The 13,156-nt window shown below is 63.9% G+C and carries 10 protein-coding genes; 8 read left to right on the top strand and 2 right to left on the bottom strand.

Translation table 11 applies throughout. The features are described 5' to 3' along the window. Positions 1 to 400: 400 nt before the first annotated feature. The 3 genes from hemE to rho all read left to right on the top strand — a co-directional run bounded on the left by hemE (position 401) and on the right by rho (position 3,442). Positions 401 to 1,429 carry a uroporphyrinogen decarboxylase gene (hemE, locus tag MJ8_RS32080; RefSeq protein WP_201412506.1) on the top strand — a complete coding sequence of 343 codons (1,029 nt, stop codon included), beginning with the start codon at positions 401 to 403 and terminating at the stop codon, positions 1,427 to 1,429. Further along, the gene (gene hemJ / locus MJ8_RS32075; RefSeq protein ID WP_201412505.1) at positions 1,426 to 1,953 is read left to right on the top strand and encodes a protoporphyrinogen oxidase HemJ; all 528 of its coding nucleotides are present in this window, start codon (positions 1,426 to 1,428) and stop codon (positions 1,951 to 1,953) included. The genes hemE and hemJ overlap by 4 nt, the downstream gene beginning before the upstream one ends. Before the next feature lie 223 nt (positions 1,954 to 2,176). Then, positions 2,177 to 3,442 (top strand): transcription termination factor Rho, encoded by a 1,266-nt coding sequence (gene rho, locus MJ8_RS32070; RefSeq protein ID WP_127230347.1) that lies wholly within the window; start codon positions 2,177 to 2,179, stop codon positions 3,440 to 3,442. 112 nt (positions 3,443 to 3,554) lie between these two features. Here the strand turns inward: rho and MJ8_RS32065 are convergent, their stop codons facing one another. Next, complete coding sequence (locus tag MJ8_RS32065; RefSeq protein ID WP_201415643.1) at positions 3,555 to 5,621, bottom strand: thioredoxin domain-containing protein; 2,067 nt, start codon at positions 5,619 to 5,621, stop codon at positions 3,555 to 3,557. Between the two features lie 127 nt (positions 5,622 to 5,748). Between MJ8_RS32065 and mnmE the strand changes: the two genes are divergently transcribed. From mnmE to MJ8_RS32040, 5 genes are all read left to right on the top strand, one after another. Continuing rightward, entirely contained in the window at positions 5,749 to 7,056 is a 1,308-nt protein-coding gene (gene mnmE, locus MJ8_RS32060; protein ID WP_201412504.1) for a tRNA uridine-5-carboxymethylaminomethyl(34) synthesis GTPase MnmE, read from the top strand. 170 nt (positions 7,057 to 7,226) lie between these two features. Further along, a complete protein-coding gene (mnmG, locus tag MJ8_RS32055; protein ID WP_201412503.1) occupies positions 7,227 to 9,101 on the top strand; it encodes a tRNA uridine-5-carboxymethylaminomethyl(34) synthesis enzyme MnmG in 1,875 nt (624 codons plus the stop codon). Further along, complete coding sequence (rsmG, locus tag MJ8_RS32050; RefSeq protein WP_201412502.1) at positions 9,098 to 9,739, top strand: 16S rRNA (guanine(527)-N(7))-methyltransferase RsmG; 642 nt, start codon at positions 9,098 to 9,100, stop codon at positions 9,737 to 9,739. Before mnmG ends, rsmG begins: the two co-directional genes overlap by 4 nt. Before the next feature lie 17 nt (positions 9,740 to 9,756). Further along, positions 9,757 to 10,554, top strand: a complete 798-nt coding sequence (locus MJ8_RS32045; protein ID WP_201412501.1) for a ParA family protein — start codon at positions 9,757 to 9,759, stop codon at positions 10,552 to 10,554. Positions 10,555 to 10,618: 64 nt separating this feature from the next. After that, positions 10,619 to 11,512, top strand: coding sequence for a ParB/RepB/Spo0J family partition protein (locus MJ8_RS32040; protein WP_201412500.1), 894 nt, complete (start codon positions 10,619 to 10,621; stop codon positions 11,510 to 11,512). 248 nt (positions 11,513 to 11,760) lie between these two features. Here MJ8_RS32040 and holA read toward each other — a convergent pair whose 3' ends face one another. Beyond that, positions 11,761 to 12,804, bottom strand: a complete 1,044-nt coding sequence (gene holA / locus MJ8_RS32035) for a DNA polymerase III subunit delta (protein ID WP_201412499.1) — start codon at positions 12,802 to 12,804, stop codon at positions 11,761 to 11,763. Between the last annotated feature and the right edge of the window lie 352 nt (positions 12,805 to 13,156).

The raw sequence follows: 13,156 nt of genomic DNA, 5'->3' as shown, positions 1-13,156 counted from the left end.
AAGGGGTGGGTCCAGGCTGTGGGCAATTGTGGACAAGGCCGGATGGGCGGGCCTTGGGTAAAAAAGCGAGTGTATCAGATGGCCACTTGTCCACAATTCGACCCGCTGTAGGCTTTGTCGCGGCGCTGGGGACAAAATCGGGGATCAATTTTTCTTGGCCGGTTTCATCCACAGCACGCAGTTCGGAACGGAAAGCCCAAGCTTTTGACTCCAAACCCTGAATCCGCTTCGTCCCCAGAACCTTCCAAATTGCGAAAGCGAGCACGCGACAATATGCTGACTGGCCTTTTCGAGCCGCAGGCTGGACAGGTCGCAACCATCACAACCAACAGACTCTTAGAATCAGAAGACTCTTTTAAAATAGATATTTGATTTGAAGGACCGGAGAGGGCAGCGCTGGATGGCTGGGAAACGGATCGTGCTCGACGTCCTCAAGGGCGAGACGGTTTCACCGCCGCCGCTTTGGATGATGCGTCAGGCAGGCCGCTATCTTCCCGAATATCGCGAGACAAGGAAGCGGGCCGGATCCTTCCTCGATCTCTGCTATGACCCGGACCTCGCCGTCGAGGTGACGCTGCAGCCGATCGAGCGCTTCGGCTTCGATGCCTCGATCCTGTTCTCCGACATCCTCGTCGTGCCCAATGCGCTCGGGCGCGAGGTTCGTTTCGAGGAAGGCCGCGGGCCGGTCCTGAAGCCGATCTCGGTCGCCGAGATCCCGGCGTTGAACAGCGATGTGTTTCACGTGAATCTCGAACCGGTCTACGAGACCGTGCGCCGGCTGCGCGCGAAGCTACCCGACGAGACGACGCTGCTCGGCTTCTGCGGCGCGCCCTGGACGGTGGCGACCTATATGATCGCCGGCCACGGCACGCCCGACCAGGGCCCTGCCCGGCTTTTCGCCTATCGCGAGCCCGAGGCCTTCGCGAGGCTTTTGAAGACACTGGCCGATCATTCGGCCGCCTATCTCATCCGCCAGATCGAAGCCGGCGCCGATGCGGTGCAGATTTTCGATTCCTGGTCAGGCGTGCTGGATGAACCGTCCTTCGAGGATTTCTGTGTCGAGCCGGTGGCCGAGATCGTGCGTCAAGTGAAGGCGGTGCATCCCGATGTGCCGGTGATCGGTTTTCCCAAGGGCGCCGGCGAGCGCTATCGCGACTACAGGAAGAAGACCGGCATCGCCGGCCTCGGCCTCGACTGGACCGTGCCTTTGTCGATGGCGAAGGACTTGCAGCGCGACGGCGCGGTGCAAGGCAATCTCGATCCGCTGCGCCTGGTCGCCGGCGGCAAGGCGCTGGCCGACGGCGTCGATGCCATTCTGATGACTTTGGGCGGCGGACCGCTGGTCTTCAATCTCGGCCACGGCATCACGCCGGAGACGCCGGTGGCGCATGTCGAGGCGATGGTGAAAATGGTGAGGAGCCACCGATGAGCAACGAGAACAGCACGAGCCAGGCGATGAAGCGCATGGCGGTCGGCATTGCCGTGCTCGTCGTGCTGACGGCGCTGCTCTATTTCGTCGCCGGCGAAGGTTTTTATCCCTGGGCCAAGGCGATCCATGTGATTGCGGTCATCGCCTGGATGGCCGGCATGCTCTATCTGCCCAGGCTCTTCGTCTATCACGCCGATGCCGAGAAGGGCTCGGTGCAGTCCGAAACCTTCAAGGTGATGGAGCGGAGGCTGCTACGCGGCATCATCAATCCGGCGATGATCGTGACCTGGGTGTTCGGGCTTTGGATGGCCTGGAAGATATTCCACTTCGAAGGCGGCTGGCTGCATGCCAAGATCGCGCTGGTGCTCGTCTTGTCGGGCCTGCATGGCTATCTCGCCGCCGCGGGCAGGAAATTCGCCGAGGACAAGAACGAAAAACCGGCGAGGCACTGGCGGATCGTCAACGAGATCCCCACATTGCTGATGATCGTCATCGTCATCCTGGTGATCGTGAAGCCGTTCTAGATCAGGAACGCGGCCTTCCGAAAGATCGTTTCGAGGGCCACGTTTCAGCTTCCCCGACCCTGCCAGGATCCGCAAAAGGCGGCTTGCTCTTTCACGCGACCGACGATAAAAGACGGGTCTTCCTTCCCGTCATGCGCCGCCCCTTTCACTCGCTTTCGGCCGCGCCCGGCATTTGTCGTATTCAGCCGATTTTTCTCCCAAAAGCCTACCCAGAGTCTATCTAATGCAAGAAATGAAACTCGCAGAGTTCAAGAACAAGAAGCCGCCAGAGCTGATCGCTTATGCCGAATCGCTCGAGGTGGAGAACGCCAGCGTCATGCGCAAGCAGGAGCTGATGTTCGCGATCCTGAAGAAGCTCGCCGCTCAGGATATCGAGATCATCGGCGACGGCGTCGTCGAGGTGCTGCAGGACGGTTTCGGCTTCCTGCGCTCGGCGAACGCCAACTACCTGCCGGGCCCCGACGACATCTACATCTCGCCGTCGCAGATCCGGCGCTTTTCGCTCAAGACTGGCGACACGGTCGAAGGACCGATCCGCAGCCCGAAAGAGGGCGAGCGCTATTTCGCGCTGCTCAAGGTCAACACCATCAATTTCGACGATCCGGAAAAGATCCGGCACAAGATCCACTTCGACAATCTGACGCCGCTTTATCCGACCAAGCGGCTGAAGATGGAGGTCGACAATCCGACCTCGAAGGATATCTCGCCGCGCGTGATCGACCTGGTGGCGCCGATCGGCAAGGGCCAGCGCGCGCTGATCAACGCGCAGCCGCGCACCGGCAAGACGGTGCTGATGCAGAACATTGCCCATTCGATCACCGCCAACCATCCCGAATGCTACCTGATCGTGCTTCTGATCGACGAGCGTCCTGAGGAAGTGACCGACATGCAGCGCTCGGTGAAGGGCGAGGTGATTTCCTCGACCTTCGACGAGCCGGCGGCGCGCCACGTGCAGGTCGCCGAAATGGTGATCGAGAAGGCGAAGCGCCTGGTCGAGCATGGCCGCGACGTGGTCATTCTGCTCGATTCGATCACGCGCCTCGGCCGCGCCTACAACACCGTCGTGCCGTCATCCGGCAAGGTGCTGACCGGCGGTGTCGACGCCAACGCGCTGCAGCGGCCGAAGCGCTTCTTCGGCGCCGCCCGCAACATCGAGGAAGGCGGCTCGCTGACCATCATCGCCACCGCGCTGATCGACACCGGCAGCCGCATGGACGAAGTCATCTTCGAAGAGTTCAAGGGTACCGGCAACTGCGAAATCCAGCTCGACCGCAAGGTGGCCGACAAGCGCATCTACCCGGCGATGGACATCCTCAAATCGGGCACCCGCAAGGAAGACCTGCTCGTTCCGCGGGCGGACCTGCAGAAGATCTTCGTGCTGCGCCGCATCCTGGCGCCGATGGGCACGACCGACGCGATCGAGTTCCTCATCGACAAGCTCAAGCAGACCAAAACCAACGCTGACTTCTTCGATTCGATGAATACGTGATCGGGGCGCTTCCCCTTCCCCCCTTGTGGGGGAAGGTGGATCGGCGCGTAGCGCCGAGACGGATGAGGGGTGTTCCAGCGGAGTGAGGCGCTGGCTTTCCCTGGAGCACCCCTCATCCGTCGCCTTCGGCGACACCTTCTCCCACAGGGGGAGAAGGAAAGGCGCGTCGCCGCAACAGCTTTTCCAACTCCGCCGCATCCGTCACCGCCGGCAGGCACACCTGCCCGCTGCAGAACCAGGCGCCTGCCTTGTCCGTCGGCGGCAGCACACCGCCCGGCAGGAGCGGTCGATTCGCCTCCGTACCGATCGGCACGATGATATCGACCCGACGCGGATCGGGATTCCGATTCGCAACCGGAACGAGGCTTGGGGACTCTGGCTGGTCTATAATGACGAGCTTCAACGGCTCGAGCGCGAGGACACAGGCGTTGACGATGCCGGCCTGGCCGTAGGCCTGCTGGGATGCGCGGCCCATGGCATGCTCGGCGGTCGTCCAGGCCTTTTCCCAGAGATTGAGATCGCCGGTGAGCGATGAGAGCCGCACCAGCGCCTCGACAATCTGGTTGGTGGCCGAGGGGATCGCTTCATCGACATCGCCGCGGATGCGGATCGGAACGTCGCCGCTGTCCGACGCCGTCAGCCAGTAGCCGGTCTTGTCGCTGTCCAGGTGCCAGCGGTCGAGCTCGCCGATGAAGTGCCTGGCGCGATCCGAAAAGGCCGGATCGCCCGTTGCCTCGAACAGCGCGATCGCCGCATTGGCCATGGCGGCATAGTCGCTGGACAGCGCCGGAAAGAGTTTCTTCGCGCCCAGCATGGAATGCGGCAGCCGGCCGTCCTGCCCGGCCTGCACAATATGAGCGAAGGCCTTGGCCGCGGCGTCGATCCAGTCGCGGCGCCCGAGCGAACGGCCCGCCTCGGCGAGTGCCGCAATCACCAGTCCGTTCCAGTCGGTGAGCGCCTTGCCGTCACGGCCGGGCCTGACGCGCTGTTCGCGAACAGCCAGGAGCTTCGCTTTCAAAGGAGCAAGCTGACCGTAGTCGGCAATGCCCCGACTTTGCTGGGCTTCGGTCTGGCGGATGATCGGCTTGCCTTCCCAGCCATGCGGCGCGGCGAGCTCGAAATAGTCGAAGAAGGTCGAGGCATCGCCGCCAAGCGCGGCTTCGACTTCCTCGCGGCTCCACGTGTAGAAAAGCCCCTCCTCGCCATCGCTGTCGGCGTCGAGGCTGGCGGCGAAGGCGCCGCCCTCGACCCGCATCTCGCGCAGCAGCCAGGCGACGGTTTCTTCGATTCGGACCCGGAACAGGTCGTTTCCGGTGGCAGCAAATGCCCAGTTGCACAGGCGGATCAGCTGGGCATTGTCGTAAAGCATCTTCTCGAAATGCGGCACCAGCCATTCGGCGTCAGTCGAATAGCGGCTGAGGCCGCCGCCGACGTGATCGTAGATGCCGCCGGCAAGCATCTTCTCGAGGCTGGAGAGCACGGCGTCGCGGTGGTTCACCTGGCCGTCGCGCAGCCAGGAGAGCCAAAGCGTGTGCATGAAGGGCGCGTTGGGGAATTTCGGCGCGCCTTTCAGGCCGCCGAGGTCGCGGTCGATCATGCCGTCGATGCGGCCGGCGAGATCGGCCAGCGTGTCGCGATCGAGCAGCGCCTTGCCTTTGGCGCCAGCCAGCCGCTGCTCGACATGGGCGGTCAGCCCGTCGCCGCTTTCGGCGAGGCTCTGCTTTTTCTCGCGCCAGGCCTTGTCGACCGCTTCCAGCACCTGGATGAAACCAGGCCGCCCGTAACGCGCCTCGCGCGGAAAATAAGTGCCGCCCCAAAAAGGCTTGCCGTCGGGCGTCAGGAACATGGTCAGCGGCCAGCCGCCCTGCTCGCCCATGGCATGGAGCGCGGCCATATAGATCTGGTCGATGTCCGGCCGTTCCTCGCGATCGACCTTGATATTCACGTAGAGCCGGTTCATGACGGCCGCCACGGCGTCGTTTTCGAAGCTTTCATGGGCCATGACATGGCACCAGTGGCAGGCGGCGTAGCCGATGGAGAGCAATATAGGCCGGCCCAGCTCCTTGGCTTCGGCAAGGGCGGCCGGCGACCAGCCGCGCCAATGGACGGGATTGTCGCTGTGCTGCCGCAGATAGGGGCTGGCTTCGTCGGCAAGCAGGTTTCGCGCGGGCAAGGTCACGTTTGGCGGCTCGGCATTCGGGTTCGATGGGGCAAGGCCGGAGCATGATGGCGATAGGCGTGAAGCGGCCGACATGCTCTATCCTCTAATCTAGGCGGTTCGGCAGGTCCGGCAAATGGTTTCGCCAATGGCTTCGAAGGATTCGATCGCAGCGCTTTCCAGCGGCCGCCTCCCCGCCGGGATCGCGGTGATCCGCATTTCCGGCCCTGTGACTCGATTCGTGGTCGAAACGATCGCCGGGCCTGTTAAGGATCGGTTTACCAATTTGCGGAAGCTCAGGGCGGCGGACGGCTCGACGATCGACCACGGGCTCGTGCTGTTTTTTCCGGGGCCCGGCAGCTTCACCGGCGAGGACGTCGCCGAGTTCCAGGTCCATGGCAGCCGCGCGGTCGCGGCCAAGATGCTGGAGACGATCACCAGCTTCGAAGGCGTCAGGCATGCCGAGCCGGGGGAATTCACCAGGCGCGCCTTTCTGAATGGCCGCCTGGATCTGGTCGAGACGGAAGCGCTGGCCGATTTGGTCAATGCGGAGACGGAAGCGCAGCGCCGCTTCGCGGTGCGCAATGCCGAGGGCGCGCAGAGCGAACTCTACTCAGGCTGGCGCCGACGGCTGATCCATGCCCGGGCCATGATCGAAGCGGATATCGACTTCGCCGACGAGGAGGACGTGCCGGGTTCCGTTTCGGGGACGGTCTGGTCGGACGTGTCGGCGATGGTTGGCGAGATCGAACGGCACATCGATGGGTTCAAGGCCGCGGAGATCATCCGCGACGGTTTCGAAGTGGTGATCCTCGGTGCGCCGAATGCCGGCAAATCCAGCCTGTTCAATGCCTTGGCGCGGCGCGAGGCCGCGATCGTCACCGACGAGCCAGGCACGACGCGCGATCTGCTTGAGGTCGTCATGGACCTCAACGGGCTGAAGGTCCGGCTTGTCGACACGGCCGGGCTGCGTGAGGCTCCGGGCAAGGTCGAGTCGATCGGGATCGAGCGGGCGCGCGCCAAAGCGGAAGGGGCGGATCTGGTCCTGTTGCTGGAGGATATGGCCGACCCGGTTTCGGTCGGCAATGTCCCAAGCGGGATCCCGCTGCTTAGTATCGGAACCAAGTCGGATATCGCCGATGCCGGCGTCGGTGCTTATGACCTGGTGATTTCTTCCAAGGACGGCAGCGGCCTGGATCGGCTGCTGGACGAGATCGGGACCCGTGCCGCCCTTGTGGTTGGCGAGGCGGGTGATGTCCTGCCATCCAGACTGCGCCATGTCGAACTGCTTGGGGAAGCATCGGTTTTCCTGCGGGCGGCGCTGTCAGGGCACAGCCCGGAGTTGCGCGCCGAGGATTTGCGGCTGGCCGCCGAGCGCCTCGGACGCATCGTCGGCGCCGTCGACGTCGAGGATCTGCTGGACGTCATCTTTTCGCAGTTCTGCATTGGTAAGTGATTCACGTGAAACACGGACTTTGCCTACCCCGCAATGATTCACGTGAAACACGCCGGCGGCATGTGAAAGCTAGCCATTCATTGTTTCACGTGAAACGATCCACCTCTTCTTGACAGCGGCCGGCGTCGGGGACATGTGTCAATCCATCTCTGAAAGCGGATTCTTGGAAAATGACCGATCACTATGATGTGGTGGTGGTGGGCGGCGGCCATGCCGGATGCGAGGCGGCAAGTGCTGCCGCGCGCGCCGGCGCCCGGACCGCGCTGGTCACGCTGCGCTTCGATACGATTGGCGTCATGTCCTGCAATCCCGCGATCGGGGGTCTCGGCAAGGGCCATCTCGTGCGGGAGATCGACGCCATGGATGGGTTGATGGGCCGCATCGCCGATGCCGCCGGTATCCAGTTCCGCCTGCTCAACCGGCGTAAGGGCCCCGCCGTGCGGGGGCCGCGCACCCAGGCCGACCGCAAGCTTTATCGCCTGGCCATGCAGGAAGCGATTCGGCAGCAGAACGATCTCGACGTGATCGAGGGCGAAGTTCTTGACCTTGAGATCGAAAACGGTCGCGTCGCAGCCGTGCTGGTTTCCGGCAACCGGCGGCTGGCCTGCGGCGCCGTCGTTCTGACCACCGGGACTTTCCTGCGCGGGCTGATCCACATCGGCGATAGGAAGATCGTCGCCGGGCGCATGGACGAGCAGGCAAGCCACGGCCTGTCGGCGACGATGGCGCGCGCGGGTTTCAAGCTCGGTCGCCTGAAGACCGGAACGCCCCCTCGCCTCGACGGCCGCACCATCGACTGGGCCTCGCTGGATTCCCAAGCCGCGGACGAGGATCCGGTGCCGTTCTCGCTGATGACCGACGCGATCGCCAATCCGCAGATCCACTGCGGCATCACCCGGACCATGCCGGCGACGCATGAGCTGATCCGCGCCAATCTCGGCCGCTCGGCCATGTATTCCGGTTCGATCGAGGGGGTCGGGCCGCGCTATTGTCCATCGATCGAGGACAAGATCGTCAAGTTCGGCGACCGTGAAGGCCATCAGATCTTTCTCGAGCCGGAAGGGCTCGACGACGACACCGTCTATCCGAACGGCATTTCGACCTCGCTGCCGGAGGATGTGCAACTCGACATCTTGAAGACCATTCCGGGGCTCGAAAAGGCCACCGTGCTGCAGCCGGGCTACGCCATCGAATATGACCATGTCGATCCACGTGAGCTCAAGACGACGCTGGAGACGAAGCGCGTTGCTGGCCTGTTCCTGGCCGGGCAGATCAACGGCACGACCGGATATGAAGAGGCAGGCGCGCAAGGGCTGCTCGCCGGGCTCAACGCGGCGCGCAAGGCAGCCGGCGGCGCCGACGTCGTGCTCAGCCGCACCGAAGCCTATATCGGCGTGATGGTCGACGATCTGACCAGCCGGGGCATCGCCGAGCCCTATCGTATGTTCACCTCGCGTGCCGAGTTCCGGCTTTCGCTGCGCGCCGACAATGCCGACGAGCGGCTGACGCCGCTGGCTGATAACCTGGGCATCGTATCGTCGGAACGGCAGCGGCGTTTCGGCGGCATGGCGCGGAAGCTCGACGAGGCCCGTGCCTTGGCCAAGTTGGTCGCTTGGACGCCGAACGAGGCAGCGCGCCTCGGGCTGGAGATCAACCGGGATGGCGTTCGGCGTTCGGCCTATGAGCTCTTGGCGTATCCGGGCGTCGATATGGCCCGGCTCACCCGCATGGAGCCGCGTTTCGCCATGCTCGACGCCAAGACCGCAGAGCGGCTCGAAACGGAAGCGAAATATTCGGTTTACCTCGAGCGCCAGCAGGCCGACGTGGCGCAGATCCGGCATGAGGAGTCGCGGCTCATTCCGGAGACAATCGATTTCTCCGATGTGCCGGGCCTGTCAAACGAACTGAAGCAGAAGATGAAAACGCGCCGGCCGCGTTCGATCGCTGATGCGCAACGCATGGAAGGCATGACGCCGGCGGCGCTTGCCATCATCGTCGCGCATGTCCGCAACGCCGAGCTTGCCGCGCGAAGGTCGGTGGCGTGAGTGCGGATGCATGGGTGGACCTGCAGGAAGCGGCAGGTCCGGTTTCACGTGAAACATTCGGGCGGCTGCAGGACTTCGAACAGCTGTTCCTGAAATGGAACCGCAGCATCAATCTGGCGGCGCCGTCGACGCTAGACGACGTCTGGCGCCGGCATATCCTGGACAGCGCCCAGCTCGCGCGAATCGCGCATACCGCCACACGCTGGGTCGATCTCGGCTCAGGTGGTGGGTTTCCTGGATTGGTGCTCGGCTTCCTCCTCAAAGAGCGTCCCGGCGCATCGATCGATCTTGTCGAGAGCAACCGCAAGAAGGCGTCGTTCCTGCAGTCGGTCGTCGGCCAGTTCGATTTGCCGGCGCGCGTTCTAGCCAGGCGCATCGACGATAGCTATGCGCTTGTTTCAGAACCCGAAATCGTCACGGCGCGGGCGCTGGCGGCACTCCCGAGCCTGCTCGACCTGGCCGCACCCTGGCTTGTGAAAGGGGCGCGCGCGCTATTCCATAAAGGCCGGGATTACCGCGCCGAAGTGGAAGAAAGCACTCACCGCTGGGCCTTCGATCTGGTAGAACATTCGAGCATGACCGACCCACATGGTGTCATCCTCGAAATCAGCGATTTGCGTCCGGCGAAACAGCAATGAATTACTGGCATAGACCCATGAGCACAGCACCGCGTATCATCACCGTCGCCAACCAGAAGGGCGGCGTCGGCAAGACGACGACGGCCATCAACCTGGCCACGGCGCTGGCTGCGATCGGCGAGCGCGTGCTGATCGTCGACCTCGATCCGCAGGGCAATGCCAGCACCGGCCTCGGTATCGACCGCAAGGACCGCACCGTCTCGTCCTATGACGTGCTGACCGGCGAGCTCGAGCTGGAAGCAGCCGCCGTGCCGACGGCGGTGCCGGGCCTCTCCATCGTGCCCTCGACGCTCGACCTGCTCGGCATCGAGATGGAGATCGCCTCGGCGCCCGACCGCGTGCTCAGGCTGCGCAACGCGTTGCGTGCCGCGGCCGAGCGTTCGGCGCCGTTCGGCTATGTGCTGATCGACTGCCCGCCCTCGCTCAACCTTTTGACTTTGAATTCAATGGCAGCAGCCGATTCCGTTCTCGTGCCGCTGCAATGCGAGTTCTTCGCGCTCGAAGGCCTCAGCCAGTTGCTGGAAACGGTGGAGCAGGTCCGCAACACGATCAATCCGGACCTTACCATCCAGGGCATCGTGCTCACCATGTATGACGGGCGCAACAACCTCGCCAACCAGGTGGTGCAGGATGTGCGCACTCATATGGGCGACAAGGTCTATGAGACGATCATCCCGCGCAATGTGCGCGTTTCCGAAGCGCCGTCCTACGGCAAGCCGGCGATCCTCTATGACCTGAAATGCTCGGGCAGCCAGGCCTATCTGCAGCTCGCCTCCGAGGTGATCCGCCGCGAGCGCAAACTGCGCGCCGCCTGAGCATAGGCAACCGCCGAATTTGGTTAATCAGCCAATTCGATTCCGAAACGATCTGGACATTATAATGAGCGAAGACCAATCAAGAAAAAGACTGGGCCGTGGCCTCGCGGCGCTGATCGGCGAAATCGACCGTCCGGCGGCGCCGGAAAAGCCGAGCGCGGTCGTGGCGGCGGACGGCAAGGTGCCGATCGAATTCGTCAGCCCGAACCCGAAAAACCCGCGCCGGCATTTCGGCGACGCCGAGCTCACCGACCTTGCCCAGTCGATCCGCGAGCATGGCGTTGTGCAGCCGGTCGTGGCGCGTCCCTCGCCTTCGCAGCCCGGCCGCTACGAGATCATCGCCGGCGAGCGGCGCTGGCGGGCGGCGCAGCGCGCCGGCCTGACCGAGATCCCGCTGATCGTGCGCGACGTCAACGACCGCACCGCGCTGGAACTGGCGATCATCGAGAACGTGCAGCGCGCCGACCTCAATCCGGTCGAAGAGGCGCAAGGCTACCAGCAGCTCATCGACGAGCATGGCTACACCCAGGCCGATCTCGGCCAGGTGATCGGCAAGAGCCGCAGCCATGTCGCCAACACGCTCAGACTGCTGAAGCTGCCGCCCGTCATCCACTCGATGCTGGTCGATGGCGACCTGTCGGCTGGCCATGCCCGCACGCTGGTCACGGCCGAGGACCCGGCCGGGCTTGCCAAGCGCATCGTCAAGGAGGGGCTTTCCGTGCGCCAGGCCGAGGCGTTGGCGCAGATGCCCGCCGGTCCGACGCCGGCCAAGGCGAAGCCTGCCTCGGGCACGCCCGAGAAGGACCCCGACACGCTGGCGCTGGAGAAGCTGATGACCGACACGCTCGGCATGATCGTCAGCATCGAGCACAAGGCCAAGGGCGGCACGCTGCGCGTCGATTACCGCTCGCTCGAGCAGCTCGACGAACTCTGCCGGCGGCTGAAGGACGAGCGGTAGGTTACTGACCCGACACGGTATTTGGCGGTGGCTGAGGTTTTGGCTTAGAGCTGGATACGACTGATATATCGGTGATAGACAATGAAAGGGCTGGCGTTACGCTGGCCCTTTTTTGTTTGCGCGGGCGGGTGGCGAGGATAATGGGAGCTGCAAATCCCTCCCATACGAGGAGATGCCATAGCTGGACAGAGGAGCGCGCCCCTTTGTCCTGCCGGACATCTCTCCACAAGGGGAGATCGGCTGATTGCCTACCTCTGCCCTAGCCGCGCGCTCTCGATCGCGATCCCCAGCAGCGCCTGCCTGGCCAGCGCTTCCGACAAATCCGGCCGCTTGCGCGTTTGCAGCACGGCCGTCTGCAGCCGGCCGAGCGCGCGGCCAAGCGCCTCGACGTTCCAGCGCTCCAGCGTCTTCTCCACCAGCTTGCGGCGCGAGAAGAAGACGGGCGGGCGGGCGCCGGCGACGACCGAGGCCGCGTTGCGACCGCCGCTCTCCATCTGGCCGCGCATCACCTGGATCGCCTGCAATTGCCGCATCGCCGAGGACAGCACCAGGAAAGGGTGGCCGCCGGATTGGCAGTGGCGATTGAAGGCGATGTCGAAGTCGCCGATCCTGCCGTCCAGCATGGCGTCGACCGCGGCGTCGAAGGAAGCGCCGGAGACATCCCCCGACAAGGCATTGACGTCATCGACGTCGATTTCCTTCTGGCCGTGCGCATAGAGCACCAGCTTCTCGATCTCGCCGCGCGAGGCGAGGCGGTCGCCGCCGAGATTGCGGCGCAGCGCCTGGCGGGCGTCCAGCGTCATCGACATGCCGGCCTTGCGCAATTCGTCGTCGATCACCGTATCGAGGTCGCGGGCTTCGTCGGCGTAGCAGGGCAGAGCGATCGCGTTGGCGGCGGCCTCGACGATGGCCCTGAGGCCCGTGCCTTTCTTCAGGTCGCCTGCCTCGATGAGGATGATCGCATCCTTCGCCGGTTCATTCGTCAGAGCCTTGATGTCGTCGGCCAGCGCCTTCTGGCCGCTGGCATTGCGCACCCAAAGCAGCCGCCGGTCGGAAAACATCGGCACGGTGCGCGCCTCGTCGAGCAGCCGGCCCTCGTCGCGGTCGACCTCGGCGCCGTCGAGCTTCACCACCGAGAATGGGTCATCCAGCGGCAGGCCGGTTTTCGCGGCGAAGGCTTTCGCCCGCTCGGCGACAAGGCCGCGGTCTGGACCGTAAAGCAGGACGATACCCATGGCGGGATCGGGCCGCGCCAGCCACGAATCGACCTCGTATCCTTTCTTCTGTGCCATGCCGGGTGAGTTAGCATGAGGCGGGGGGCGAGTGAACGGAGAAGCGGCGGGCAGCGTCTCTTCCTTCTCCCCTTGTGGGAGAAGGTGGCCGCGAAGCGGCCGGATGAGGGGTGCTCCAGATGGCACCAGCGTCTCACTCCGCTGGAACACCCCTCATCCGTCTCGGCGCTGCGCGCCGATCCACCTTCTCCCACAAGGGGAGAAGGGGAGGCCGCGCCTAGCCTCACCGTCGCTTGCGTTAAATGACAGCAACCACACCGCAAACTTCCGCCAAATTGCGCGCAACTCAAAAACATCGACAAGAAATTTCGTCGCCATATCTGCATCTTGAGCCTGCGCGCCGCATCGGCCG

The sequence above is a fragment of the Mesorhizobium sp. J8 genome (genome assembly GCF_016591715.1).
Classification (GTDB): domain Bacteria; phylum Pseudomonadota; class Alphaproteobacteria; order Rhizobiales; family Rhizobiaceae; genus Mesorhizobium.
The sequence above is the reverse complement of the archived record's forward strand: the minus strand, read 5'-3'. Positions and strand labels throughout refer to the sequence as shown.